At 68.2% G+C, this 26,551-nt stretch carries 22 protein-coding genes; 15 read left to right on the top strand and 7 right to left on the bottom strand.

Features of this window, described 5'->3' with window-relative positions:
• Nucleotides 1–9 precede the first annotated feature (9 nt).
• The 3 genes from paaE to galU all read left to right on the top strand — a co-directional run bounded on the left by paaE (nt 10) and on the right by galU (nt 3,067).
• Entirely contained in the window at nt 10–1,248 is a 1,239-nt protein-coding gene (paaE, locus tag ABH915_RS18300; protein WP_370124029.1) for a 1,2-phenylacetyl-CoA epoxidase subunit PaaE, read from the top strand.
• Nucleotides 1,249–1,298: 50 nt separating this feature from the next.
• Nucleotides 1,299–2,078, top strand: a complete 780-nt coding sequence (locus ABH915_RS18295; protein ID WP_026537450.1) for an enoyl-CoA hydratase/isomerase family protein — start codon at nt 1,299–1,301, stop codon at nt 2,076–2,078.
• Nucleotides 2,079–2,176: 98 nt separating this feature from the next.
• Nucleotides 2,177–3,067: a UTP--glucose-1-phosphate uridylyltransferase GalU gene (gene galU / locus ABH915_RS18290; RefSeq protein ID WP_026537451.1), complete on the top strand. Its 891-nt coding sequence runs from the start codon at nt 2,177–2,179 to the stop codon at nt 3,065–3,067.
• On the opposite strand, the gene ABH915_RS18285 is transcribed toward galU, so the two are convergent.
• Nucleotides 3,064–3,528: an Lrp/AsnC family transcriptional regulator gene (locus ABH915_RS18285; protein WP_026537452.1), complete on the bottom strand. Its 465-nt coding sequence runs from the start codon at nt 3,526–3,528 to the stop codon at nt 3,064–3,066. The genes galU and ABH915_RS18285 overlap by 4 nt on opposite strands.
• Before the next feature lie 159 nt (nt 3,529–3,687).
• Here ABH915_RS18285 and pdhA point away from each other — a divergent pair, with 159 nt between their 5' ends.
• Genes pdhA through ABH915_RS18270 form a run of 3 tightly spaced genes read left to right on the top strand, consistent with a single transcriptional unit; the run spans nt 3,688 to nt 7,633 of the window.
• Nucleotides 3,688–4,926: a pyruvate dehydrogenase (acetyl-transferring) E1 component subunit alpha gene (gene pdhA, locus ABH915_RS18280; protein WP_370124024.1), complete on the top strand. Its 1,239-nt coding sequence runs from the start codon at nt 3,688–3,690 to the stop codon at nt 4,924–4,926.
• The gene (locus tag ABH915_RS18275) at nt 4,923–6,035 is read left to right on the top strand and encodes an alpha-ketoacid dehydrogenase subunit beta (RefSeq protein ID WP_370124022.1); all 1,113 of its coding nucleotides are present in this window, start codon (nt 4,923–4,925) and stop codon (nt 6,033–6,035) included. Before pdhA ends, ABH915_RS18275 begins: the two co-directional genes overlap by 4 nt.
• Nucleotides 6,036–6,037: 2 nt before the next feature.
• The gene (locus tag ABH915_RS18270) at nt 6,038–7,633 is read left to right on the top strand and encodes a dihydrolipoamide acetyltransferase family protein (protein ID WP_370124019.1); all 1,596 of its coding nucleotides are present in this window, start codon (nt 6,038–6,040) and stop codon (nt 7,631–7,633) included.
• A 48-nt stretch (nt 7,634–7,681) separates the two neighbouring features.
• On the opposite strand, the gene ABH915_RS18265 is transcribed toward ABH915_RS18270, so the two are convergent.
• A complete protein-coding gene (locus ABH915_RS18265) occupies nt 7,682–8,308 on the bottom strand; it encodes a TMEM175 family protein (protein WP_370124016.1) in 627 nt (208 codons plus the stop codon).
• Between the two features lie 232 nt (nt 8,309–8,540).
• Here ABH915_RS18265 and ABH915_RS18260 point away from each other — a divergent pair, with 232 nt between their 5' ends.
• From ABH915_RS18260 to ABH915_RS18240, 5 genes are all read left to right on the top strand, one after another.
• Nucleotides 8,541–9,356 (top strand): MBL fold metallo-hydrolase, encoded by an 816-nt coding sequence (locus ABH915_RS18260; RefSeq protein ID WP_018775131.1) that lies wholly within the window; start codon nt 8,541–8,543, stop codon nt 9,354–9,356.
• A gap of 117 nt (nt 9,357–9,473) precedes the next feature.
• A complete protein-coding gene (locus tag ABH915_RS18255; RefSeq protein ID WP_018775132.1) occupies nt 9,474–10,760 on the top strand; it encodes a MinD/ParA family protein in 1,287 nt (428 codons plus the stop codon).
• A 36-nt stretch (nt 10,761–10,796) separates the two neighbouring features.
• Complete coding sequence (locus ABH915_RS18250) at nt 10,797–11,534, top strand: GAF and ANTAR domain-containing protein (RefSeq protein WP_018775133.1); 738 nt, start codon at nt 10,797–10,799, stop codon at nt 11,532–11,534.
• 38 nt (nt 11,535–11,572) lie between these two features.
• On the top strand, nt 11,573–12,787 hold the full coding sequence (locus ABH915_RS18245) for an MFS transporter (RefSeq protein ID WP_370124011.1): 1,215 nt from the start codon (nt 11,573–11,575) through the stop codon (nt 12,785–12,787).
• Nucleotides 12,788–13,003: 216 nt separating this feature from the next.
• Nucleotides 13,004–13,510: a hypothetical protein gene (locus tag ABH915_RS18240; protein WP_370124008.1), complete on the top strand. Its 507-nt coding sequence runs from the start codon at nt 13,004–13,006 to the stop codon at nt 13,508–13,510.
• A 59-nt stretch (nt 13,511–13,569) separates the two neighbouring features.
• Here ABH915_RS18240 and ABH915_RS18235 read toward each other — a convergent pair whose 3' ends face one another.
• Nucleotides 13,570–14,643 carry a phosphatase PAP2 family protein gene (locus tag ABH915_RS18235; RefSeq protein ID WP_370124005.1) on the bottom strand — a complete coding sequence of 358 codons (1,074 nt, stop codon included), beginning with the start codon at nt 14,641–14,643 and terminating at the stop codon, nt 13,570–13,572.
• A gap of 310 nt (nt 14,644–14,953) precedes the next feature.
• Between ABH915_RS18235 and ABH915_RS18230 the strand changes: the two genes are divergently transcribed.
• From ABH915_RS18230 to menD, 4 genes are all read left to right on the top strand, one after another.
• On the top strand, nt 14,954–15,991 hold the full coding sequence (locus ABH915_RS18230) for an o-succinylbenzoate synthase (RefSeq protein ID WP_370124002.1): 1,038 nt from the start codon (nt 14,954–14,956) through the stop codon (nt 15,989–15,991).
• Between the two features lie 157 nt (nt 15,992–16,148).
• Nucleotides 16,149–18,245 (top strand): PhoX family phosphatase, encoded by a 2,097-nt coding sequence (locus ABH915_RS18225; RefSeq protein WP_370123999.1) that lies wholly within the window; start codon nt 16,149–16,151, stop codon nt 18,243–18,245.
• Between the two features lie 166 nt (nt 18,246–18,411).
• Nucleotides 18,412–20,205 carry an arginine--tRNA ligase gene (argS, locus tag ABH915_RS18220; protein ID WP_370123997.1) on the top strand — a complete coding sequence of 598 codons (1,794 nt, stop codon included), beginning with the start codon at nt 18,412–18,414 and terminating at the stop codon, nt 20,203–20,205.
• Nucleotides 20,202–21,935 carry a 2-succinyl-5-enolpyruvyl-6-hydroxy-3-cyclohexene-1-carboxylic-acid synthase gene (gene menD / locus ABH915_RS18215; protein WP_370123994.1) on the top strand — a complete coding sequence of 578 codons (1,734 nt, stop codon included), beginning with the start codon at nt 20,202–20,204 and terminating at the stop codon, nt 21,933–21,935. The genes argS and menD overlap by 4 nt, the downstream gene beginning before the upstream one ends.
• Before the next feature lie 81 nt (nt 21,936–22,016).
• Here menD and ABH915_RS18210 read toward each other — a convergent pair whose 3' ends face one another.
• The 4 genes from ABH915_RS18210 to ABH915_RS18195 form a co-directional block, all read right to left on the bottom strand.
• The gene (locus tag ABH915_RS18210; protein WP_370123991.1) at nt 22,017–22,793 is read right to left on the bottom strand and encodes an amino acid ABC transporter ATP-binding protein; all 777 of its coding nucleotides are present in this window, start codon (nt 22,791–22,793) and stop codon (nt 22,017–22,019) included.
• Nucleotides 22,790–23,761, bottom strand: a complete 972-nt coding sequence (locus ABH915_RS18205) for an amino acid ABC transporter permease (RefSeq protein ID WP_370123987.1) — start codon at nt 23,759–23,761, stop codon at nt 22,790–22,792. The genes ABH915_RS18210 and ABH915_RS18205 overlap by 4 nt, the downstream gene beginning before the upstream one ends.
• Nucleotides 23,762–23,799: 38 nt before the next feature.
• Nucleotides 23,800–24,753, bottom strand: a complete 954-nt coding sequence (locus tag ABH915_RS18200) for an ABC transporter substrate-binding protein (protein WP_370123985.1) — start codon at nt 24,751–24,753, stop codon at nt 23,800–23,802.
• A 266-nt stretch (nt 24,754–25,019) separates the two neighbouring features.
• Complete coding sequence (locus tag ABH915_RS18195; protein ID WP_370123982.1) at nt 25,020–26,498, bottom strand: isochorismate synthase MenF; 1,479 nt, start codon at nt 26,496–26,498, stop codon at nt 25,020–25,022.
• Between the last annotated feature and the right edge of the window lie 53 nt (nt 26,499–26,551).

Below are 26,551 nucleotides of genomic sequence, written 5' to 3'. Positions count from 1 at the left end.
GGTGCCTCCATGAAGGTTGTCCGCCAGACCGCCGCGGAGTCGGCCGCAGCCACCGGCCGCCGTCGTGCGTCCTTCCACACGCTGACGGTGGACGAGGTCCGCCGGCTCACCGACGACGCCATCGAGGTGACGTTCGGGGTCCCGGCCGAGCTCGCCGGGCAGTTCGACTACCTGCCGGGCCAGTACGTCGCGCTGCGCACCACGCTGCCCGACGCCGACGGCCAGCCGCACGAGATCCGCCGCAGCTACTCGATCTGCGCCGAACCGCGCAGTTTCGCGGACGGCAGCAGCGAAATCCGCGTCGCCATCAAGAAAGACCTCGGGGGCCGGTTCTCCACGTGGGCCAATGCCGAACTCAAGGCCGGCGACGTCCTGGACGTCATGAGCCCCATGGGTGCCTTTGTCTCCAAGCACGGCCGCGACGGCAAATCCGTGGAACAGAACGTCATGAACTCGATGAACCATCCGCAGGACATGGCAACGGAACTGGCGGGTGAGCCCGGCTCCTTCGTGGCGATCGCCGCCGGCTCAGGCATCACCCCGGTGATCGCCATCGCCCGCACCCTGCTGGCGGCCCACCCGGAGACCCGCTTCGACCTCATCTACGCCAACAAGGCCGCCATGGACGTGATGTTCCTGGAAGAACTCGCGGACCTGAAGGACAGATACCCGGCCCGGCTGGCATTGCACCACGTCCTTTCGCGTGAACAGCGGATCGCTCCGCTGCTCAGCGGCAGGATCGACGCCGAGAAGCTGCAGGCCCTGCTGGGCACCGCGATCCACGCCGACGACGTTGACGAATGGTTCCTTTGCGGCCCCTTCGAACTCGTCCAGCTCTGCCGGGACACGCTCGCCGCGCGCGGCGTCGCCCCGGAGCACGTCCGCTTCGAACTGTTCACCTCGGGCAAGCCGGAGCGCCCCGAGGGCAACATTGGCCGGCCCGTGGTCACTGACGAATCGAAGGAAACCTACAAGATCACGTTCAAGCTGGACGGGCTGCAGGGCGAAGTGGCGAGCCCCACCCATGCCCGTGAGTCCATCCTCAACGCGGCCCTCCGGGTCCGCCCCGATGTGCCGTTCGCCTGTGCCGGCGGCGTCTGCGGCACCTGCCGGGCCAAGGTGGTCAGCGGCAACGTCATCATGGACGAGAACTACGCCCTGGAACAGGATGAACTCGACAAGGGCTACGTCCTGACCTGCCAGTCCCACCCCACCACCCCGGAAGTCACGGTCGACTTCGACGTCTAAGGTTTTTCGAGGTTTTCCGAATCCAGGTTTTTTCGAATCCAAGGAGCCCCATGATTTCCCTTTCCATCGCCGACGGCGTCGCCGAGGTCGTCCTCGACGCCCCGCACAAGCTGAACTCCCTCGACGAGCAGGCGCTCGCGGATTTGTCCCGGGCGTATGACGACGCCGCTGACGCCGCCGCGCGCGGTGAAGTCCGGGCTCTGCTGCTCCGCGGCGAGGGCCGGGCCTTCTGCGCCGGCCGTGACATCGCTGGCGTGACCCCGGAGAGCGACGACGCGCAGGCCTACCTGGGCGGGCTCGTCCAGCCGTTGCTGAAGAAAATGAGCGCCTTTCCCGCGCCCACGTTCGCCGCTGCCCAGGGCGCCTGCCTCGGCGTGGGGCTGGGGCTGCTGCTGGCCACAGACGTGGTCTACGTGGCAGAGAACGCCAAGGTCGGCTCACCGTTCGCCAAGCTCGGTGCCACCCTCGATTCGGGCGGGCACTGGTATTTCACCGAGCGCCTGGGCATGCACCGGACCCTGGACCTGATCTACACTGCCGAGCTCATGAGCGGCGCCGACGCCGTGGCGCAGGGCCTGTTCAGCCGGGCCATGCCCGCGGCGGAACTGCTGGAGAATACCCGCGCCATCGTGGCCAACGTTGCCACCGGCGCCACGGGTGCGTTCCGGGCCAGCAAGGAGCTCGTCGCGCACATCCGGGACCAGCGGCTCGGGCTGTGGGAGGCCATGGAAGAGGAAAACGCAGAACAGGCACGGCTGTGCAAGAGCGAGGACTACGCCGAGGGTTTCCGCGCCTTCCAGGAGAAGCGCAGCCCGGTTTTCAAGGGCTGAGGGCCGCCCCGGACGGGCGTCCCGGAAACGTGCTTTCGGGGTACTCGTCTTTGCTTCGAAGCATTTTCATTTCCGGAACCCGCTTGTAATGTTCGGTTATGACTCTGGGGAAATCTGTAAACAAGGCTGTCATACCTGCGGCGGGACTGGGAACGCGGTTCCTGCCGGCCACCAAGGCGATGCCCAAGGAAATGCTGCCCGTGGTCGACCAGCCGGCCATCCAGTACGTGGTGGAAGAAGCCGTCCGGGCCGGGCTGACGGATCTGCTCATGGTGACCGGGCGCCAGAAGCGGGCGCTGGAGGACCACTTTGACCGCGAGCCCTCGCTGGAGCACGCCCTCGAACTCAAGGGTGATTTCGACAGGCTGGAGGCCGTCCGCCACGCTTCCCGCCTGGGCCCGCTGCACTACGTGCGCCAGGGCGATCCCAAAGGCCTCGGCCATGCGGTCCTCTGCGCCCGCCAGCACGTCGGGTACGAACCGTTCGCCGTCCTGCTGGGCGATGACCTGATCGACGAGCGGGACGAGCTGCTGACCGCCATGATGGAGGTCCAGGCCCGGACGGGCGGCTCCGTCGTGGCCCTGATCGAGGTGGATCCGGCGGAAATCAGTGCCTACGGCTGCGCCGACGTTTCGGCGGTGCCGGGCCAGGACCATGTGCGGGTCAACCGGCTCGTGGAGAAGCCCGCCGCAGCCGAGGCCCCGTCCAACCTGGCCGTGATCGGCCGGTACATCCTGCACCCGGAGATTTTCGATGTCCTGGAGGACACCCCGCCCGGCCGCGGCGGCGAGATCCAGCTCACCGACGCGCTGCAGACCCTGGCCGTGTCCGACTGCGAGGGCGGAGGCGTCTACGGGGTGGTCTTCCGGGGCCGCCGGTATGACACCGGAGACAAACTGAGCTACCTCAAGGCTGTCATCTCCATCGCTGCCGACCGGGTGGAGTTCGGCGAAGAGCTCCGGGCCTGGATGAAGGCGTTCGTCAGCTAGCGGGTGTCCAGGTCCTCGAACACCAGGAACGTCTGGGTGTCCAGCACCCCGGGCATGGACTGCAGCTGGTCGAAGATCACCCGGCGCAGGTCGATGTTGTCCACGGCGCGCACCAGCAGGATCACATCGAAGTCCCCGCCCACCAGCGCGATGTGGTGGACCTCGGGGATGGCGCGCAGGAGTTCGCGCAGCTCGCGCCAGGAATGCTGGCGCACCTTCAGCGTGACGTAGGCAGAAGACTTCAGGCCGGCTTTGATGGGATCCACCAGGGCCGTGAACTTGGTCAGGACGCCCTCGCCGGTGAGCCGGGCGATCCTGGTGTAGGCGTGGGCGCGGGAAATATGGACGTTCTCGGCCACCTGTGTCACCGACATCCGGCCGTCCCGGGTCAGCTCCGCAATGATGTTCCGGTCCACATCGTCCAGCGGCACCGCCACCTGCTCTGATTCGAGCTCTGCCATTCGTCTACAACCCCCGCCGGTAATCCAGCTCACACTTACGATTTGTCTTCCAGACTAGGGCAAATTCGTGGACATCTCCATGATTCCCGGGAGAGGTGGATACGAAACATCGGCTGGCGGCATACTGGGAAAGATTAGTGGCTACAGAAGGACGGACCAATGACGATCTCCGCAGACCACGCTGCGCAGCCAGCTGCGCAGCAGGCCGCGCAACAAGATCCAGCCGGTGAGGCCGTGAGCAAGTTCGGCATCACCGTTGAGGACTACATGCTGCCCGCCCGCCACCAGATCCAGATGGTGGGCCCGGACGGAACCCTGAATCCCCACACGGAGCAGGGCACCCAGCCGGGGCACGAGTACAGCCTGCCCAGCGAAGCCGAACTGATGGCCGCCTACGAGCAGCTCGTCGTCGGCCGTCGCGTCAATGACCAGAACTCCGCGCTGGTCCGGCAGGGCCGCATGGCCGTCTACCCCTCGAGTCACGGCCAGGAGGCCTGCCAGGTTGCCGCCGCACTGTGCCTTGCCGAGGGTGACTGGCTGTTCCCCACCTACCGCGACTCCGTGGCCGTCATGGCCCGCGGCGTGGATCCGGTCCAGACGATGACGCTCTTCCGCGGCGACTGGCACGGCGGCTACGACCCCGCCAAGAACAAGGTCGGGATCCAGTGCACCCCGCTGACCACCCAGCTGCTGCACGGCGTCGGCGTTGCCCACGCCGCCAAACTGCGCGGCGAGGACACCGTGGTCCTGGCCATGTGCGGCGACGGCGCCACGAGCGAAGGCGATTTCCACGAAGCCCTGAACTTCGCCGCCGTCTTCCACCTGCCCGTGGTCTTCTTCGTCCAGAACAACCAGTACGCGATCTCCGTGCCGCTGGCGCACCAGTCCGTCGCGCCCTCGCTCGCCCACAAGGCCGTGGGCTACGGCATGGCCGGCGAACGCGTGGACGGCAATGACATCGTGGCCCTTCTGGCCGTCCTCGGCCGGGCCGTCAAGCTCGCCCGGGAAGGTTCCGGCCCGCTGCTGGTGGAAGCGCACACCTACCGGATGCAGGCGCACACCAACGCCGATGACGCCACCCGCTACCGGCAGGACAGCGAAGTCGCCGAATGGGTGGCGAAGGATCCGCTGAGCCGGATGCAGACCTACCTGACGGACCGCGGCCTGCTGGATGACGACCGCGCCGCCAGGATCGCCGAAAAGGCAGAGGCTGTGGCCACGCAGCTGCGCGAGGGCCTCAGCGAAGAGGTCCCGGTGGAACCGCAGGATCTCTTCAAGTACGTCTTCTCCACCCCCACACCACAGTTGAAGGAACAGTCCGCCATGCTCGCCGACGAACTGGCCCGCGACGCCGCATCCACCGCAACCGCATCTGCTTCGAAGGGGTCCGGGAAATGAGCCCCACCATCACCACATCCTCCGAAGCGAACGGCAACGTCAGCGCCGCGACCGCGCGCGCCGCCGCCAAGGCCGCAGTTGCGGCCGAGCAGGCCGGCCCGCAGACCATCACCCTGGCCAAGGCCCTGAACACCGCGATGGCGGACGCCATGCACGCGGACCCCTCTGTCCTGGTCTTCGGCGAGGACGTCGGCATGCTCGGCGGCGTCTTCCGCATCACGGACGGGCTCACCAAGACCTTCGGCACGAGCCGCTGCTTCGACACCCCGCTGGCCGAATCCGGCATCGTCGGCATGGCCGTCGGCATGGCAATGAACGGCATGCGCCCGGTCATCGAGATGCAGTTCGACGCGTTCGCCTACCCGGCCTTCGAACAGATCGTGAGCCACGTCGCCAAGATGCACAACCGCACCAAGGGCGCCGTGAAGCTGCCCATGGTCATCCGGGTTCCGTACGCCGGCGGCATCGGGGGAGTGGAGCACCACTGCGACTCGTCCGAGGCCTACTACGCGCACACCGCCGGCCTGAAGGTCTTCACCCCGGCCACCGTGGCCGACGGCTACCGGATGCTCCGGGAAGCCATCGACTCCGACGACCCTGTCATGTTCATGGAGCCCAAGAAGCTGTATTGGTCCAAAGACCAGGTGGACCTGGATGCGCTGCGCGCCGAGCACGCCGCGAACACCGAGCAAGGCACGTCCTCCGAGGGCCGGGCCGCCGTCGCACGCCCCGGCACCGACGCCACACTGATCGCCTACGGCCCGTCTGTCCCGACGGCGCTCGCCGCCGCGGCCGCCGCCGCCGAGGAAGGCCGCTCGCTGGAAGTGATCGACGTCCGCTCGATCGTGCCGTTCGACGACGAGACCGTCTGCGCCTCGGTCCGCAAGACCGGCCGCGCCGTGGTCATCGCCGAGGCCCACGGCTTCGCGTCCGTGGCCTCGGAAATCGTCGCCCGGGTCCAGGAACGCTGCTTCCACCACCTGGCCGCACCGATCCGCCGCGTCACCGGCTTCGACGTGCCCTACCCGGCGCCGAAGCTCGAGCACTACTACCTGCCCGGCGTGGACCGCATCCTCGACGCCGTTGACGACCTCCAGTGGGAAGACTGACCATGAGCGAACCGAAAGTATTCCTCCTGCCGGACCTGGGCGAAGGCCTCACCGAAGCCGAACTCGTGAACTGGCTCGTGTCCGTGGGCGACGAGATCCGCGTGGACCAGCCGATCGCCGAGGTCGAGACGGCCAAGTCCATGGTGGAGGTGCCCTCGCCGTACGCCGGCACCGTGGCCGTGCTGCACGGCGAGCCCGGCCAGACGCTCGACGTCGGCAAGCCGCTGATCTCTGTGATGCCGGTTGGAGCCGCTGCTTCTTCCGTTTCCGGTGGGGCTGGTGGCGCCGCCACAGGCAATGCCGCCCCCGGTGGGGCCGGCGCGGATGATGCCGCCCCCGCCCCTTCGCCGGACGGCATTGCTGCAAGCAGCATGCCGTCCGGCTCCGGAAGGCCCGATGCCACTCCCGGGGCGGCATCATCCGCGCCGGCCGGTTTCGCTGCTGGCTCACCTGCTGCTGTTGCGGCTGAGGCTTACCGCGAGGAGGAGAAGGCCGGGTCTGGCAATGTCTTGATCGGGTATGGGACTCCGGGCGGGCATGGGGTTGCCCGGCGGACTCGGGCTCCTAAGCGGGCCGCGATGGCTGAGGCTGCCAGCGGGGTCTCTGCTGCCGAGAAGGCTGCCGATGACCTGGTGCTGATGCGCACCCGGGTTCCCGGGAAACTGGGGGCCGTTATTTCTCCGCTGGTTCGCCGGATGGCGCGCGATCATGGGGTTGATTTGGGGGAACTCCAAGGGTCAGGGGCCAGCGGGCTCATCATGCGGCGCGATGTCGAGGCCGTCATCAAGCCGTCGCCGGTGGTTGAGCGCCCGATTGCGGAGCCTGCTGCTCTTGCTGCGCCTGCCGCGGCATCCGGAGACACCGACGCGCGCACCGGGCTGGGCATTTCCGGACGCACAGCGGTCCGGGGCGTGCGCAAGGCGGTCGCGGCGAACATGACGCGCAGCCGCTCCGAGATCCCGGAAGCCACCGTGTGGGTGGACGTGGACGCCACTGCGCTGGTGGAGATGCGTGCCGCGCTGAAGAAGGCGGACCCGCACAGCACCCCCGGGCTGCTGGCCTTCATCGCCCGGTTTGTTACTGCCGGGCTCAAGAAATTCCCTGAGCTGAACACCCGGATCGTGACCACCGAGGATGCCGCGGGCGGCGCGATGCAGGAGATTGTGGCCTTCGATGGCGTCAACCTCGGGTTCGCGGCGCAGACCGACCGCGGACTGATGGTGCCGTCGGTGCGGAACGCGGACAAGCTCAGCGCCCGCGAACTGGACGCCGAGATCCGCCGCCTCACCGCCGTCGTGCGCGAAGGCAAAGCGACCCCGGCGGAACTGGGCAGCGGCACGTTCACGCTGAACAACTACGGCGTGTTCGGGGTTGACGGTTCCGCCGCGATCATCAACCACCCCGAGGTGGGGATCCTCGGCGTCGGGCGGATCATCGACAAGCCCTGGGTGGTCAACGGCGAGCTCGCGGTCCGCAAGGTCACCGAGCTGACGCTCACGTTCGACCACCGGGTGTGCGACGGCGGCGCGGCCGGCGGCTTCCTGCGCTACGTCGCGGACGCGATCGAGAACCCGGGGTCGGCGCTCGCGGACATGTAAGGCGTAACCGGGATCTGCACCCCGGGTGAGGGGACGGGGACCGCACAGTCAGTCTGGTGCGGTCCCCGTGCTTTCCGGCCGGGCCGAAAACCACCGTGCCAGCCACGATGCCGGCAGGAGCAGCAGCCACACGAACGGCGTGTAGGCGTTGAGGACGAACGCCGCCGGGATGGAGAGCAGGAAGACCAGCGCCACGGCAATCCGCGCATAAAAGATGCGGCGGTGGACGTGGGCGGCCATCTCGCGGTCCATGAGCCCCGCGTGCTTCGCATAGCCCCAGATGGCCGCCAGCATCAAATAGACCGCGGCAATGTTGGCGGCGTACAGGACGCTCGGCCACGGGGTGGGATCGTCCCCGTAGTCACTGAGGACCGCCGTCGGACCGGGCAGCATGGCGATGAAGAACAAGAGGGCCAGGTTCAGCCAGGCCAGGTTCGCATTGAAACGGCGGATGAGGGCAAAGTCGGAGTGGTGGGACATCCACGTCTTGGCGATGATGACAAAGGACAAGGCGTACGCCAGCAGCTGCGGCAGGGCAGCAACCAAGGCGTCGTCCACCTGCTCCGCGGGAATGCCCTCGGGCAGTTTCAGGTCCAGGGCCAGGAGCGTCAGGGCGATCGCGAAGACGGCATCGCTGAAGAACACCATCCGCTCCAGGGACGTGCCGGATTTCAACGGGAGCCACCCCCATTCGTTCGGTGGAGCACCTGGCTCAATCGAGGGAAGTAGCCCACAGGCTACACCGCCGCGCAGGCCACGACGAGGGGTCCGGGCATACCCGCCGCAGGGACGGGACGGGCACGCCCTGACGGGAATTGCCAGCCAGCGCGGGTAGAATCGAGGCCTGTACAGCACCAACAACGCCGGACCAACAATGCCGGAAAAGCGTCGGAAATACGGAGATTCAATGTCACGATGGCTCGAAGTCGGTCCGGACAACTACGTACTGACAACCCAAGGTTCCCTGCTCAACACAGGTCTGGTGGTCGGCACCGAGCGCGCCATGGTGATCGACACCGGCGGCGGCCCCCGGCAGGGCCGCGAGATCCTGGCTGCCGTGCGGGAAAAGACCGGGCTGCCGCTCGTCGTCGTCAACACGCACGCCCACTACGACCACTTCTTCGGCAACGCCGTCTTCGCCAGCGACGGCGTCACGGAATTCTGGGCGCACGAGAACTGTGCCGCGGAAATCGAGGAGAACGGCGACGAGCAGCGCCGCCTTGTGGCCTCCGCGGAACCCGAAATGGCGGCCGGTCAGGGCTCCGACGCTGAGCTGGTGGTTCCGAACGCCATCGTGAAGGACCAGCCGGTCCTCGTGGATCTTGGCGGACAGACCGCCACCTTGTTCTATCTGGGCCGCGGCCACACCGACGGCGACCTCCTGGTCGGCACGGCAAGCACCCTCTTCGCCGGCGACCTCGTTGAACAGGGTTCCCACCCATCCTTCGAGGACTCATTCCCGGAAGACTGGGCCGACGCCCTCCGGCACCTCTCCGCGCTGCGGCACCGCTACGAATTCCTGATTCCCGGCCACGGCGAACCGTGCTCGGACCAGTTCGTCAAGACCATGGCCAACACCATGAGCACCGCGGTCCGGCAGGCGATCCAGGCCACCCGGGAAACCCCGGACGATGCGACCAAGGCCATCCCGATCCTGCCGTACGGCCCCGAACAGTCTCGCTGGTTCATCAAGCGCCTGCAGGACACACGGGCCCACCGCTAAGTCCAGATAAATGGCGGTGATGGTAAGCGTGCTCATTACTGCCCCTAGACTTGTTCCTTGAACGATGTCAATCGAGCACTGCAGCGGTCTGCGCTGTGATCCTTGGGGGGAACGAACATGCCAGAACCGGTCGAAAACAAGACCGCCAACGCCCTCGCTGAAGCTGAAGCAGCTGAAGAGCAGGCCCAACTTCCGCGCCGGAGAGACCGCCGCCGCGGCGACGACTCTGACGCCTGGACAGGAACCATGCCCATCATTTCGAGCAACCAGGCCGAACAGCGCCCCTCAGCCCCCAGCAGTTCCTGGGCGGAGGCCGCCGCTGCCGCCGATGCGCCGGCGCGCCCGCAGCCTGCCAAACCGTCCAAGGATCCCGTGCTGAAGCCGCCTGCCCCCGAGGCCGCTCCTGCCGTGCCCGCCCAGCCCACCCGTTCCACCCGTTCGGCCAGCAGGGCCGCGGCCCTGGCCGACGCCCCGCTGCCCGACTTCATCAGCTCCCCGGGTCTTTTTGTCCGCGAGCAGAAGCCCCGGCCCGTCGGCGGGTTCCGCGGCGCCCTCTACAACCTGACCGGCGGCGGGCTGAACCTGGGCCCGAGTGCCAGGCAGCGTGAGGAAGACGAGCTGGCCCGGCGCATCTCCCGCCAGCTCCAGGGCAGCTACAACACGGCCGTCCTGAGCCTCAAAGGCGGCATCGGGAAGACCTCCACTACGGTCGGCGTCGGACTGACCCTGGCCGAGTTCCGGGGCGATCCTCCGTGCGCCATCGACGCCAACCCCGATTCCGGCGACCTCGTCGAGCGCGCCCTCGGCGAAGGGATCTACCAGCAGCAGAGCCCGCGCACCATCACGGACCTGCTCAAGAACATCGAGTCAGTCGATTCCCTCACGGCCCTGGCCCGCTACATGCACCACGCCGGCAGGCTCCACCTCATTGCCGGCGAACAGGACCCCGAGGTTTCAGATTCGCTGACGGCCGAGGAATACCTGCGGATCCGCAAGCTCATCTCCGCCTACTACTCAGTGGCGCTGATCGACTGCGGCACGGGCGTGACGCACAATGCCATGAGCGGCATCCTGCAGTCGGCGGACAACCTGATCATCGCGGCCGGCTATGCCGTCAGCGGAGCCAAGCGGGCCCGCAGCACGCTTCACTGGCTGGCCAGCCACGGCTACGAAGACCTCGCCCGCAACGCCGTCGTGGTCATCACCGACAAGGACGAGGTGTCCACCCGGGTGGACAAGGACGCCATCGAGGAACACCTGTCCGGCATCTGCCGCCAGCTGATCGCGGTTCCGCACGACCGCGGGGTGGCCGACGGCGACCTTGTCACCCTTGATGTGCTTCGCCCCGAAACGCGGCGCGCATACCGGGAGATCGCCGCGGCAATCGTTGACGGATACGTCTAAGCGCGACCCGTGCCGGCCTCCGCGGTACATTTGAGCATGGCCAACAACTCACTCGGGGTCGACGCCGCCCGCCACCTCCAGGACCTGCTTCTGGGAACCGACAACGTCGAGGACTTCCTGGGCCGCCTTGCGGAGTTCTCGGCCGCCACCCTGAGCCGTACGACCGGCGCCGAGATTGAGTGCGGCGTGACCTTGCAGCGCCGCAAGCGGACCATGACGGTCGCGGGCAGCAGTCCGCGGGCAGTCACCCTGGACCGCATCGAACAGACCCTCGGTGACGGCCCCTGCATCGAGGCGCTGCGGACCAGGTCCGTGGTCCTGCTGGCGGATGTCGACGCCGATCCCCGCTGGCCCGACTACCAGCGGCAACTTGCCGCCAACGGGTGCCGCAGCACCCTGGGCGTTCCGCTGGAAATCGGCGACGACGCCGCCGCGGCCCTGAACTTCTTCGGGGCGGACACCGGGCTGTTCACGGACGACATCATTGCGGAGGCGGCCGGATTCGCCGACCTCGCCGGCCGCGCCCTCCGGCTGGCCGTGCGGCTCGGAACCTTCCAGTCCCGGGCCGAAGATCTCCAGTCGGCCATGGAACACCGCACTTCCATCGATCTCGCCTGCGGTGTGATTATGGCCCAGAACCGCTGCTCCCAGGACCAGGCCATGGCCATCCTCACCAAGGTCTCAAGCAACCGGAACCAAAAGCTCCGGGAAGTCGCCGCGGACGTGCTCCGGCACCTCACCAGCGAGGAAGTCCGCACCCACTTCGACGCGTAGGGCAGGGACGGCCGCGGTGGATGCCTAGGATGAAGGGGATGACCACCACACGCCTCGAGCCCTTCAGCCTCCGCAGCATCGCCGTTCCCGCGTTCGGGCCGGCCCTCATGTTCAGCCTGGGCGAGGGCGCGATCCTCCCCGTGGTCGCCCTGTCCGCCCGCGATCTTGGCGCCTCCGTGCCCGGTGCCGCGCTGATTGTTACGCTGATCGGCCTCGGATCGTGGTTCTTCAACCTTCCGGCGTCGCTGATCACCCTGAAATTCGGGGAACGCTGGGCGATCGTGGGGGCCGCGGCCGCCAGCGCGTTAGCCCTCGCCGCGGCGGCCGTCGCTCCGCTGTTTTCCGGCGGCCTTTGGGTGCTGGCGGCGGCGATGGTGGTGGTCGGCATGGCCGCCAGCGTATTCAGCCTGGCCCGGCAGAAATACCTGACCGAGGCCGTGCCGGTCATGCTCCGGGCCCGGGCCTTGTCCACCCTCGGCGGCGTCAACCGGATCGGGATCTTCATCGGCCCGTTCGTTGGCGCCGCCGTGATGCAGTTTGCCGGCATCAGCGGGGCCTACTGGGCCGGCGTCGTCGCGATGGCCGCCGCGGCAGCCGTGTCCGTCACCATCCCCGACCTCGAGGCGAAGCCGCTGCCGGCCGGCGGCGTTCCGGCGCAGCAGCCCACCTTGCGCGGGATCGCGGTGTCCCACGCCGGCGTCTTCCTGAGCGTGGGGATCGGGGTCCTGCTGCTGAGCGGGCTGCGCGCCTCGCGCCAGGTGGTCATCCCGCTGTGGGCCGATCACCTGGGCCTGGACCCCACCCAGGCCTCCCTGATTTACGGGATCTCCGGGGCGATCGACATGCTGGTGTTCTATCCGGCCGGAAAGCTGATGGACCGCAAGGGCCGGCAATGGGTGGCCGTGCCGTCCACGCTGATCATGGGGACGGCCATGGTGCTGATTCCGCTAAGCACGGGCTTCGTCTCGCTCATGCTGGCGGCGCTCCTGATCGGCTTCGGCAACGGGATCAGCTCGGGCCTGAACATGACGCTCGGGGCCGATTTTTCGCCGGACAACGGCCGGGGCCAGTTCCTGGGCATCTGGCGCTTCATGGCCGACGCCGGAGCGACCGGCGGGCCCGTGCTGCTCTCCGCCGTCACCGCCGTCGCGTCCCTGGGGGCCGGCGTGGCCGCGACCGGCGTGATCGGCTTGGCCGCCGCGGCCGTGTTCGCTGTGACCATTCCCCGACTCAAGCACCGCCGGAACTACTGAGCGCTGCCGGGCCCAGAACGACAAGCAGGTAGCGACTACTCGGGTGCATGCTAAGCGGGCTTAGTAGGGTCGGGCCAGTGCGCCGGTGCATTCCATGCCGGCCCTACGTGGGGCGGCACGAGTGCCGTTGTCAGGGTCCGCCCGTGATTATTTGCAGCGCATGGTCTCCGCCCGGATGGGTGATGCGTTTCGACGCAAAAAAATGAGGAGATGCTCATGTTCGGAAAACCGTCCCGCTGGTTCGCGCCCCTGGCTGCAACAGCAGCCCTGCTACTTGCTGCTTCGCCCGCGGGTGCAACTGTCACCCGTCCGCCCAACCCGCCGGATTTTGTTGTTTCGGCCGATCTGGCGTGCGGCTTTGATCTTGGCGTCTCCGGTACCGGCGGAAAGATTACGCGGATTGACTTCAAGAACGGCAACTTCTTTCAGGTTGGCAAGGGAGTCATCCTCACCTATACCAACATGAGCAACGGGAAGACGTACAGGGTCAACACGGCCGGAACCGTGGCGAGATTCACCCAAAACCCGGACGGAAAAACCTGGACGTTCAGCGCCGCAGGCCATTTTGGGTTTATCTTCTTTCCGACAGATGCGCCCGGGGCCGGGGCCTTCCAGTACACCGGACAGTTGAAGCTCACCATTGACTCGCCGAGCACTGTGAACGTGCTCTCCGTGGACTCCAGCGGGGGCAAAGCCGTGGACATCTGCGCACGTCTCAGTTAGCTGTCGCAGGATCCCGTAGGCCCGGGCACGCTGTGCTGCCCGGGCCTACGTGCGCCACGCTAGCGTTCCTGGCGCGGGGGCCTGTCCGGCCGTCGTGGGTCCGGCTGCCGGGCGGCCAGGCCGAACAACCACACACCGGCCACCGTGGCGAGGTAGCCGGCAATGACGATCAGCGCCGTGCCGGCCCAGAAGTAGCTGATGGTGCTGACCTCCTGCCCACCCGGCCCGATGCTCAGCAACGCGACGGCCGCCACCCCGGCCGCGGCAAGACCGGTGAGGACGGGAAGCGCCACCCACACCCTGGCTGAGGCCCAGTGCTCGTTGTAGCCGTTCCAGACATTCCAGCCCGGGCCCCGGCGAATGATCAGCCAGCCGGCCGGGACCATAAAGGCCCCGACCACCAGGAAGGCCGCCACCACATCGGCGGGCCGGTGCCACTGGTTGATCAGCGTGGACACGCCCGTGGCGACGGCGAAGCTGCCGCCCAGATAGCCGGCCAGCGGCCGCCAGCGCGGCGAGACCATGAGGAACACGGCAGCGGCGGCCGAGGCCGCCATGGTGGTGTGGCCCGAAGGCAACGAATTCAGCTCCAGCGTCTCGACGCCGCGGTACGGCCGGACCGGAAGCCAGTCCTTCAGGATCTGGGTGGCCAGGTTGGCGCCCACGCACGCCGCAATCGCAATCACCGCCTCAGACCAGCGGCGCCGCAGGATGGTGACGAACACGACCACCACCGACGCGATCACCACAGAGAGCGCCGGCAGCCAGTCCAACAGCTTGGTGGCGGCCTTGCCCGCGGTACCGCTGAGCGCCACGGCTTCCACGAGGGCCGATTCGTCAATGAACTGGCCCGTGGTGGTACGGACAAAGAAGACGTAGGTGGCGGCCAGCGCCGCGACGCAGGCAACCGTGGCCAGCACGAACAAGGCGGCGGTGGCCTTGCCGGGGGACCGCTGAGCCTGCGGATCCGGTGTGGCGCGGGTCCGAGCGCTGCGCCCCGGAGTTTCGGGCGGACGGGCCGGGAGGACTTGTGTTTCCGCGGCCTGTGTTTCATGGACCGGTATCATCTGGACCTGGGTTTTCTGGACTCGGGCAGACGGGTCCCAGGAAGTGCGTTCCTGCCGAAAAGTCATGCCATTAAGAGTCCCACAGAACCCTGCGCGCCAGCTGAAGGGCCCGGCGCGTGGCTGGGGCGGTCGTACCTGCCAAAAAACGAGTACCCACTACTCGTGCGCCGTCGGACCGGGATTTGTAGAGTCGTGTGTGCCGGCGCGGCTTGTCCCCGGCACGACGCTCCTTGAGCGGGGCCGGCGGAGACGAGTTTCCTGGACCAGGGACTCACCCCCAGTCGACGCCGGCCCAATCAAGGATCCACGCCCGGCTCCCGGAACTCAATCCCCGCGCTGTTCATTCCTCGCAGTGCATTCCCAGTACAGTGGCTCCATGCCTGCCCTCCCCATGGACCCCCCGGCACGTCCCGCCGCGCCCCTGCCCGGCCTCGACGAACTCCTGGCCGGCGCCCATGTTGTAAGCCTGCCGATGCGCGTGAAATTCCGGGGCATCCTGCAGCGGGAGGCCCTGCTGCTCCGCGGGCCGCTGGGCTGGGGCGAATTCTGTCCCTTTCCCGAATATGGCGACGCCGAGGCCTCCCGCTGGCTTACAGCCGCGATCGAGGCCGGCTGGGCCGGGTTCCCGGCGCCGTTGCGGGACAGCATCCCGGTCAACGCCACGGTCCCTGCCGTGCCGGCGCACAAGGTGCCGGAGGTCCTGGCCCGCTTCGGGCGGGTGGACGCGGTCAAAGTCAAGGTCGCGGAGCGCGGCCAGAGCCTGGACGACGACGCCGCCCGGGTGGCGGCCGTCCGGGCGGCGCTGCCGGACGCCGCGATCCGTGTGGACGCGAACGGCGGCTGGGACGTGCCGGAGGCCGTCTCGGCACTGACGCGGCTCGCCGCCGTCGGGCTCGAATATGCCGAACAGCCCGTGCCGGAGATCGCGGGCCTCGCCGACGTCAGGCGGCAGCTCCGGGCCGCCGGCGTACCCGTGCTGATCGCCGCGGATGAGAGCGTGCGCAAGGAGGACGACCCCCTCAAAGTGGCGCGGGCCGGCGCCGCGGACCTGATCGTGGTCAAGGTGGCCCCGCTCGGGGGAGTGCGGCGCGCCCTGCGGATCGTGGCGCAGGCCGGGCTGCCCGCCGTCGTGAGTTCGGCGCTGGACACATCGGTGGGGATCCGGGCCGGACTGGCCCTGGCTGCCGCCCTGCCCGAGTTGCCGTATGCCTGCGGCCTGGGCACGGTGTCCCTGCTCGCTGCCGATGTCACTCACGATCCGCTGGTTCCCGACGACGGCGCGATCGCCCTGCGGGACGTCCGCCCGGCGCCCGAGCTGCTGGCCGAACACGCCGCCCCGCCGGAACGCCGGGACTGGTGGCTGGACCGGCTGCGGCGTGTGCACGCGGTGCTGGCCGCATCGACTGCTCCGTAACGGCCCTTTAGGACCTCGAAAACGGCGCTTACGGAGCAACCGATGGGTTCGGCGGCACGGCGAGCATTCACCGGGACTTCATCTGGGAGACGCCTCTCGGTAGCCAGCGGCTGGAAGGGTGGGCGCGACCGCAACTCACCCCATGGAAGGTCTCTCCATGTCTGTCTCCTCCGGACGCACGTTTTCCCTGCTCCCCATGCTTGGCCACACCAAAGGCAAGCGAAGCCCCGTCACCTGCGCGCTGAAGTGCGACAACGCCTGCTCGGGCGAGGTCTGCAACACCAGCACCAACAGCTACTTCCGTGACATCGCCTCCGCCACGATGTCCCGCCGCGCCGTGCTGGGCTTCGGCGCCGCCGGCGCGCTCGCCGTCGCCTTCGGCAACGCGGTGACATCCGCCGGAACCGCCGTCGCCGACGGCGGCCCGGGACTCGCCGCCGCGGCCAAGGACGGGTTTGGGAAATCCAAGCTGCAGTTCACCGCCATCGCACCCGTCGACGCCAGCGTGGACAAGCTGACCGTCCCCGCCGGGTTCACCTGGCAGCCGGTCATCCGCTGGGGCGACCCGCTGTTCAAGGACTCGCCGGCCTTCGACATCGGGCACCAGAGCGCCGCGGCGCAGGCCCGCCAGTTCGGCTACAACAACGACTACACCGACATCCTGCCGATCGAAGGATCCAAGGACCGCCGGGCCGTGCTCTTCACCAACCACGAATACACCAACGAGAACATCATGCTGCCGGCTGGATTCGACGCCGCCGAGGCCCGCGCGATCGGCCGCGCAGCCCACGGCCTGACGGTGGTGGAGCTGGAACGCACGAACAAGAACAAGCCCTGGAGCTACGTCCGGGGCGCCGGGCTGAACCGCCGCTTCCTGACCGACACCACCTACGAGCTCGACGGTCCGGCCGCCGGATCCGCCCTTCTGAAGACCACCGCCGATCCCTCCGGCCGGGCCATCCAGGGCACCCTGGGCAACTGCTCCGGCGGCACCACCCCGTGGGGCACCATCCTCTCCGGCGAGGAAAACTTCAACGGCTACTTCGCCGCGCCCGGAACCTCCGACGCCGACAAGCGCTACGGCCTGACCAGCAAGCCCACCGCCCGCCAGTGGGAACTGGATGACCCGCGCTTCGACACCCGCAACCCCGGATACCAGAACGAGGCCAACCGCTTCGGCTGGATCGTGGAAGTGGACCCGTTCGACCCCACCTCCACGCCCCGCAAGCACTCCGCGATGGGCCGCTTCAAGCACGAGGGCGCCAACGTGATCGTCGCCAAGTCCGGCCACGTGGTGGCCTACATGGGCGACGACGAGCGCTTCGACTACCTGTACAAGTTCGTCTCGGCCGGCACGTACCGGCCCGGAAAGACGGCGGAGGACCGCAAGAACAACCTCACGCTGCTCTCGGAAGGCGACCTGTACGTCGCGAAGTTCACCGGCAATTCCCCGGCCGACGGGTTCGACGGGGCGGGCAAGCTTCCGGCCGACGGGGCCTTCGACGGGGCCGGTGTTTGGCTGCCCCTCGTGGTGGGCGGACAGTCCAAGGTGCCCGGGATGTCCGTGGAAGAAGTGCTCGTGTACACGCGCCTCGCCGCCGACAAGGTAGGCCCCACCAAGATGGACCGCTGCGAGGACGTCCAGCCGAGCCTGCACACCGGCAAGGTCTACGTGGTCTGCACCAACAACGCGGACCGCGGCAAACCCGGCAAGGAAGGGGCCACCGAGGTCAACCCCCGCACCCTCAACCGCGACGGCCACATCGTCGAAATCACCGAGACCGGGGACCAGAGCTCCACAACGTTTGGCTGGAACCTGCTGATGGTCTGCGGCGATCCGGCCAAGAACTCCGCCACCTACTTCGCCGGGTTCCCCGCGAGCCAGGTCTCACCGATCTCCTGCCCGGACAACGTGGCCTTCGATTCCGTGGGTAACCTCTGGATCTCCACCGACGGTGCGCCCTCCAGCATCGGCTACGCCGACGGGCTCTTCAAGGTGACCCTGGACGGTGCCGAACGCGGGAAGGTGGAGCAGTTCCTCGCCGTCCCGCGCGACGCCGAAACCTGCGGCCCGGTCATCCACGACGACGAGCGCACCGTCTTCGTTGCCGTCCAGCACCCGGGCGAGGAAGGCACGTTCGCCGACCAGCACTCGTACTTCCCGGACTACGTCGCGGCCGGGGCGACGCCGAAGCCCGGCCAGGTGCGCGCTCCGCGTCCGTCCGTGGTCCAGGTGTTCCGCACCGACGCCTAGCCGCCTCCGGTCAAAGCAACGCGGGGTCATTTCCCGCCCGTGTCGGCGCCCGGCATGGGCCGGAAATGACCCCGCGTTGCATCTGAGGGCGTTGCTTCGGTGGACGGGCGAGCATCGGGGGAGGGCTCCTACTGATAATTTGGGAACTGTGAATAATCCGGCCGAATTGGTTGTCCCCAGAGTCCAGGCTGCAATTGCCACCGCGTTTGGCGAAGAGTTCCGGCAGACGGACCCGGTGGTCAGGCCCTCCCAGTTCGCGGACATCCAGATCAACGCCGCCATGGCCCTGGCCAAGAAGGTCGGCCTGCCGCCCCGGGACGCCGCTGCCAAGATCGTGGAAGCCCTGAACCTGGACGGCATTTGCACCAGTGTGGAAATCTCCGGGCCCGGCTTCATCAACCTGAGCTTTGACGGCACCTGGATCGAGGAACTGCTCAATGCAGAGTCGGTCCAGGCCGCGTCCCCGGCCACGGCCGTCACGCCCGCCGCGACACCGCAGCGCGTCGTCGTCGACTACTCCTCCCCGAACGTCGCCAAGGAAATGCACGTCGGCCACCTGCGCACCACCGTGGTGGGGGACAGCCTCGTCAAGGTGCTCGAAGCCCTCGGCGACACCGTGATCCGGCAGAACCACATCGGTGACTGGGGCACCCCGTTCGGGATGCTGATCGAGCACTGGCTGGAGATCGGCGAGGACTCCCCGGAGGCGGCGCTGCTGGTGGAGGACCCCAGCGCCTTCTACCAGGCCGCCCGGGCCAAGTTTGATGCCTCCGCCACCGACGAGGACGGCTTCGCCACCCGGGCCCGGCTCCGCGTCGTGGCCCTGCAGGGCGGCGACCAGGAGACCTTCGCCGTCTGGCAGCGGCTGGTCGCGCAGTCCAAGCGCTACTTCAACGCCATCTACTCCACCCTCGGCATCAGCCTTACCGATGACCACATCGCCGGCGAAAGCTCCTACGACGCGCACCTGGCACAGCTGTGCCAGGAACTCGAGGAGCGCGGCCTGGCCCGGATCAGCGACGGCGCCCTGTGCACCTTCCCGGCAGGATTTACCGGCCGCGACGGGCAGCCGCTGCCGCTGATTATCCGCAAGTCCGACGGCGGCTACGGCTACGGCACCACGGACCTCGCCACCATCCGCTACCGGGTCCGCGACCTGGAGGCCAACCGGATCCTCTACGTCGTGGGTGCCCCGCAGAACGTCCACCTGCGCATGGTCATGGCCACGGCCCGGGACGCCGGCTGGCTGCCAGAGACGGTCGAGGCCGTGCATGTGCAGATCGGCAACGTGCTCGGCGAGGACGGGAAGATCCTCAAGTCCCGGTCCGGTGCCCCGGTGAAGCTCATGGCCCTGCTCGAGGAGGCCGTGGACCGGGCCCGCGCCGTCATTGACGCGAGCCGGCCCGAGCTCAGCGAGGCGGAGCGCGCGGTGACCGCCCGCCAGGTGGGCATCGGCGCCGTCAAGTACGCCGACCTCTCCACCGGCCACGACACCGAGTACGTCTTCGACTTCGACCGCATGCTCGCCCTCAGCGGCAACACCGGACCCTACGTGCAGTACGCTGCGGCCCGGATCCGCTCCATCCTGCGCAAAGCCGGGGTACTGGAACAGATCACCGGCGACGGCGGCACACCGGCGGCGGGCACTCCGGCAGCCGAAGCATCCGGCGGACCCGCCACGGCGATCGCCGTCGTCGAACCCGCAGAACGCGCGCTGGCCCTGCACCTGCTGGAGTTCGACGCGACGCTGAACAAGGTGCGGGACGCGCTGGAGCCGCACCGGCTCTGCGGCTACCTCTTTGAGCTCGCGCAGCTTTTCACCACGTTCTACGACCAGTGCCCGGTGCTCAAGGCCGAGGAATCGGTCCGTGACTCGCGGCTGGCCCTGTGCGCGCTGGCGCTGCGCCGCCTCTCCGGCGGCCTGGAGCTGCTGGGCATCGAAACGCCGGAGAACATGTGAGTCCGGCGGATTCCGCTGCCGCCTCGCCCGCCCCCGGCCGCCTGACCGCGGTGGAGGCCGCGCGCATCGCCGTCGACGCGCTGCTCGCCGCCGGTGTGCGCCAGGTGGTGGTGTCGCCGGGATCGCGCTCGGCGCCCATGGCCTACGCCCTGGCCGAGGCCGAAGCCGCCGGACGGGTGGAGCTGCTGGTCCGGATCGACGAGCGGTCCGCCGGTTTCACGGCCTTGGGCCTCGCCCTGTCCGCCGGTGCGCCCGCCGCCGTCCTGACCACGTCCGGGACCGCCGTCGGCAACCTCCTCCCGGCCGTCATGGAGGCCAACCACGCCGCGGTGCCGCTCGTGGTCATCTCCGCCGACCGGCCCGAGGAACTCCGGGGAACCGGCGCCAACCAGACCACCGTGCAGTTGGACCTCTTTGGCGACCACGTCCGCTTCGCCGTCGACGTGCCCGCGGGCAGCGATCCGCAGCGCGCCGTCGAAACGGCCCTCAGCGCCGCCACCGGAGCCTTCGAGGACGCCCCGCCCGGGCCGGTGCAGCTCAACCTTGCCTTCCGCGACCCGCTGGTCCCGGCCGTGGGCGACGGGCTGCCCGCGGCGGCAGGGCGCGGCATCTACCGGGCCGCCCGGAACCCCCTGGCCCTGGACTTTCCGGCCGCGTCGACGGCGCTGCCGGAGCGGCGCACCGTGGTGCTGGCCGGGCACGACGCCGGCCCGGTCGCCGAGGCTTTCGCCCGCGCGCACGGCCTGCCGCTGCTGGCCGAACCGTCTTCCAACGCCCGCTTCGGCCCCAACGCGGTGGGGCCCTACCGGCTGCTGATCGAGCACTTCGGCGCGGACGCGGCACAGCCGGTCGAACGTGTGGTCCTCTTCGGCCGGCCGACGCTTTCCCGGCCGGTGAGCGCGCTGCTGGAGCGCGCCGATGTCCCGTCGGCCCTGTACCAGCCCGTTCCGGTGGCCTGGTACGAACCCGGCCGCCGCACCGAACTGCCGCTGGAAACCCTGGCGGACCTGGCGGACTTCGCCGGCCGCGGAACTGCCGCATGGCTCGATGCCTGGCTGCTCGCAGGAGCCGCCGCCCAACACGCCGTGGACCTGATCCTGGCCGCATCCCCGGCCGCGACTGGCCCGTCGGCGGGCGCCGAGGTCTGGAAACACGCCCGCGGTCAGCTGGTCCTGGGCTCCTCGAACGGGATCCGCGACGTCGACCTCGCCGGGGCGCCGCCCGCGGAACCCCAGGCCACCATGTTTGCCAACCGGGGCCTGGCCGGGATCGACGGCACCACGTCCACCGCCACCGGGATCGCGCTTGGCGGTGGCCAGGAAACGACCGTGTTCATGGGGGATGTGACGTTCCTGCACGACGCCGGGGGACTCCTGCTCGGGGCCGGGGAGGCCGAACCGCAGCTTCGGATCGTGGTGCTCAACGATGCCGGAGGTGCCATCTTCGGGCTCCTGGAGCACGGCACAGTCGCCGCGGCGGGGCGCTACGGCGATGCCGTCGAACGTCTCTTCGCCACCCCGCAGCGCGTGGACCTCGCCGCCCTGGCTGCGGCATACGGTGTCCCGCACCGCCAGGTCGGCACGACGGCGGAACTCGCCGAGGCGCTGTCCGGCCCGCCGGAGGGCCGCAGCATCATCGAGGTGCGCACGGACCGGCACCGGCTCGGGGAACTGCACCGCGCCATCCGGGCCGCGGTGGCCACGGCCGTGGAGGGCCTGCCGCAGACGTAGCGCACGTTTCCGCTACGAAAAAGGACAGCCGCCACGTGGATCCACGTAGCGGCTGTCCTTATTCGGTGCGGAATACCGGAATTACAGCACCCGGCTCAGGAACTCCTTGGTGCGGGGGTGCTGGGGATTGGCCAGGACCTCCCGCGGGTCGCCCGACTCCACGACGATGCCGCCGTCCATGAAGGTCAGGCGGTCACCGACTTCCCGGGCAAAGCCGATCTCGTGGGTCACCACGATCATGGTCATGCCCGACTTGGCGAGGTCCTTCATCACGTTCAGGACATCGCCCACGAGCTCCGGGTCGAGCGCGGAGGTGGGCTCATCGAAGAGCATGAGTTCGGGATCCATGGCCAGTGCACGGGCAATCGCGACGCGCTGCTGCTGGCCGCCGGAGAGCTGGTTCGGGTAGTGGCCGGCGCGGTCGCCGAGTCCCACGCGGTCCAGCAACTCCAGGGCCCGCTTCCGGGCCACTGCCTTCGACTGGCCCTTGACCTGCACCGGGGCTTCCATGATGTTCTGCAGCGCCGTCTTGTGCGGGAACAGGTTGAAGCGCTGGAACACCATGCCGATCTCGCGGCGCTGGGCGGCGATTTCCTTGGCCTTCAGGTCATGGAGCCTGCCCTTGACCTCCCGGTAGCCGATCAGCTCCCCGCCCACGGAAATGCGTCCGGCGCTAATGGTCTCCAGCAGGTTCACGCAGCGGAGCATCGTCGACTTGCCCGAACCGGACGGGCCGATCACCACCGACACCTCGCCCTGGTTGACGTTCAGGTCAATCCCGCGCAGCACGTGGTGCTGGCCGTAGTACTTATGAAGGCCTTCGATCTGTACCAGCGGTTTCTCAGTGGTGATCGTCATTTCGCCTCCTCCTCGGGGAAGTCCATCTTGAGTGCCGGCTCGGCGTCGGCGCTTGGGGCAACGGCCGCTGCAGCCTTGGCCGCCGCGGGGTTCACCGTGGCGGGGGCCCGGTTGTCCACGCCCTTGCCGTAGTAGGCCTCGATGAAGTGCTGGCCCACCATCAGGAGGCTGGTGATGACGAGATACCAGATGGCCGCCACGATCAGCAGGGGAACCGGCAGGTACGTCCGGTTCGCCAGGGCATTGGTGGCAAACGTCAGGTCCAAGGTGAAGGGCACGGCCAGGACCAGCGACGTGGTCTTGAGCATGCCGATGGTTTCGTTCCCGGTGGGCGGCACGATCACTCGCATCGCCTGCGGCAGGATGATACGCCACATGATCTTGGTCTTGCCCATGCCCAGAGCCTCGGCGGCTTCCATCTGGCCCTGGTCCACGGACTTGAGCCCGGCCCGGAAGATTTCCGCGAGGTAGGCGGATTCATTGAGGCCAAGGCCCAGGATCGCCGCCACCGTGGCGGTGACGACCGTGCTGGTGTCCACGCTGAACATCTCCGGCCCGAACGGGACGCCGGCGCTGATTTTGGGGTAGAGAACGGCGATCAGGCCCCAGAAAATCAACTGGGTGTAGACCGGGGTGCCGCGGAAGAACCAGACCCAGGTCCAGCTGGAATAGCGGAATACAGGGTTTTCGGATTGCCGCATGAAAGCCAGGAGGACGGCCAGAATGATGGCCAGGAGCATGGACGCAACCGTCAGGACCAGAGTCCAGACGACACCCTGCACGACCTTGACGTCCAGGATGTAGGCGCCTACGACGTCCCAGCGGAAGTTGGGATTCGTGACGAGGCTCTGCAGGAAGAGAGCCAATGCACCGAGAATGATGATGGCGCTGATCCAGCGGCCGGGGTGCCGCACCGGCACCGCCTTGTTCAGTACCGGTGCTGCCTGGCTGTCCTGATGGCTGTCCATCTGTGCACCTGATTTTTGATTGGTTGTGGGGATACTCATTAGCCGACCGCCGGGTTGACCTCGGACTTGGTGATGGCGCCGTCGCCGTTGCCCCAGCCTTCCAGAATCTTCTTGTAGGAGCCGTCTTGCATCAGCTTGGTGAGGGTCTTCTGGACGACGTCGGCCAGCGCAGTGTCGGACTTGGCGACGGCGATGCCCTGGGGAGCGGAATCGTAGACATCGCCCAGCTTCTCGAGCTGGCCGCTGGTCTGGGTCAGCGCGTAACCGATGATGGGGGAGTCGGCCGCCATCGCATCGATGCTGCCGTTGACCAGCCGGGTGGTGATATCCGTCTGGGTCTTGAGCGTCACGATGTTGATGGGCTGCTTGCCCGCGTCGACGCACTTCTTATTGCGGCCCGAGAGGTCCGGATCTTCCTGGACGGTACCGGTCTGGACGCCGATTGACTTACCGCACAGGTCATCCAGGGAGACCTTCTTCGGGTTGCCCTTCTGCACGGCCCAGGCGGTGCCTGCGTTGAAGTAGCTGACCATGTTCACTGCGGCGAGCCGCTCCGGGTTGATCGTGAACGAGGAGATGCCGAGGTCGTACTTCGGGCCCAGGGCCGGAAGGATGCCGGTGAATTCGGACGTCTGGACCTGGACCTTCAGGCCCAGTGCCGCGCCGATCGCCTTGGCGATGTCGACGTCGTAGCCCACGGGGGTCTGGCCGTCGGTGCCGAGGAATTCCGCGGGTGCGTAGGAGGTGTCCGAGCCCACGGTCAGCGTGCCCTTTGCCTTGATCGCCTCGGGCACCATGGCCGCCAGGGCGTCGTCCTTCTGGACCGTGCTGGGGTCAAAGCTGGCCGCCGCGGCACTGCCGGAGGGCGACGCTGCCCCCTGGCCGCCGGTTTCGGAGGCGTTGGTGCAGGCCGAGAGGGCCAGGGCGCCGACGGCCAGGACGGCTGCCGTCTTAAGCATGGAGTTGCTCAGGAGCGAACGGGAAGTCTGCATTTTCTTACCTTTTGTTGCCGGAGGGATGGTAACGAGGCCGGTTATAGTGTAGCGCCGAACATGAGATGTGCGTCACAGAAAACTTTGTTTCACTATTGGATAACAAATTCGGGTCCAAAAGCAACATCTCTAAAGTCCGATCTGTCTGTAATCCCGGAATCCTACCGATTTGCCAACTCTGACGGCGCCTCCAGCTCCGCGGGCACCGCCAGGTCCGCCGGCGCCGCCGGCGCCGAGCCGCCGGCACCTACCGCCGGCGCCGCACGCTAGCTGCTGATGCCCAGGGACTCCAGCATCGGGCGGAACTTGGCCCACGTCTCGGCGAGCTCGGTCTCGGGCACGGAGCCGTCCACCACGCCGCAGCCCGCGTACAGCCGGACCGTATTCGGGGACTCGATGACGGCGCCGCGCAGCGCGATGCCCCATTCGCCGTTGCCGGCGGCGTCGAGCCAGCCGACCGGGCCGGCGTAGGGCCCGCGGTCCAGGTGCTCGAGTTTGCGGATCAGTGCGCCGGCCACGGTGGTGGGCGTGCCGCAGACCGCGGCGGTCGGATGCAGCGCGTTGATCAGAGCCAGGCACGTGGGGACGTGGCCTTCCACTTCGGCCAGTTCAGCCTTGACGTCCGAGGCCAGATGCCACACGTTGGGCAGTTCCAGGATGAACGGCTCGCTGTGCGCGTTCATGGCCTCGGAAAACGGGGCCAGCTGCGTGGTGAGGGACTGGATCGCGATGTCGTGTTCGTGCCGCTGCTTCTCGGAGCCGGCCAGCACGCGCTCGGCGAATTCCAGCGGGGAGCCGTCCATGCCGTCGGCGTCGCGGCGGTCCAGGGTGCCGGCCAGGACGCGGGCCTGCGCGGTGCGGCCCTCCACCTGGATCAGCATCTCCGGTGTGGCCCCGACCAGCCCGTCCACACCGTACGTCCAGCATTCGCGGTACCGGGCGGACAGCTCGCGGAGCACCTCGGCGGCCTTGACGCCGGTGGGGACGGTGGCCACGACGTCGCGGGCCAGTACCAGCTTCTCCAGGGCGCCGGTCCGGATCTCAGCGACCCCGGCGGCAACGGCGGCCATCCAGTCTTCCTCGCTCAGCGAGCCGGTGTGCAACGTGGCCCCTGCGGCCAAAGGCAAAGGGCGTACGACGGCGCCACCGGCCTGCGCGGCCGCAGGCACCGGGTCGTCCACAGCGGTCACTCGGGCCCCGGGATTGGCGCTGGCAGCGGCGCCGGGATTGGCGCCGGGACCGGGGTTGGCGCTGACGCCGGGATTTGAGCGGGGGTTGGCGCTGGCGCCGGGATTGGCGCCGGGGCTGGTGCTCGTGCTGCCAAGCCAGCGGTCCAGGGCGGCGCGGGCGCCGGCTTCGGTGAGTTCGCCGTCGTCGAACGTGAGCTGGGTCAGCCAGGCCTGGCCGTCGCGGAGCCCCACAGCGATTTCCGGGACCAGCAGCCGGGATTCATGGGCGGAAGCCTTGGAGAAGGCGAAGGATCCGAAGGCGACGGGGCCGGTGCCGGGGCAGCCCACACGGTCCTCGATCTCTGCCTCCAGGACCTGGTGGCGCCACCAGATGTCCGCCTCCAGGAACCGCTCGGGGCCGGTGGCGGTGAATCGGGCGATCTCGCCGAAGCCCACGAGCCCGGCCTCGCGGCGGGTCCAGCAGAGGACATCATCCCGGACCAGAAACGACGGCAGGCCCCCGGGGAAAGTTTCGGCATCGAGGGTGACTGTCAAGGTGCGGAACGTGCTCGTCATGATGGCATAACACTAGCCCGTGATCGCCCGTTGGGTGGATATACACGAGTCCG

This window comes from Arthrobacter sp. MW3 TE3886, from assembly GCF_041262145.1.
Taxonomy (GTDB): domain Bacteria; phylum Actinomycetota; class Actinomycetes; order Actinomycetales; family Micrococcaceae; genus Arthrobacter.
Note: the sequence above shows the minus strand (reverse complement) of the source record. Positions and strands in the feature narration are given on the sequence as shown.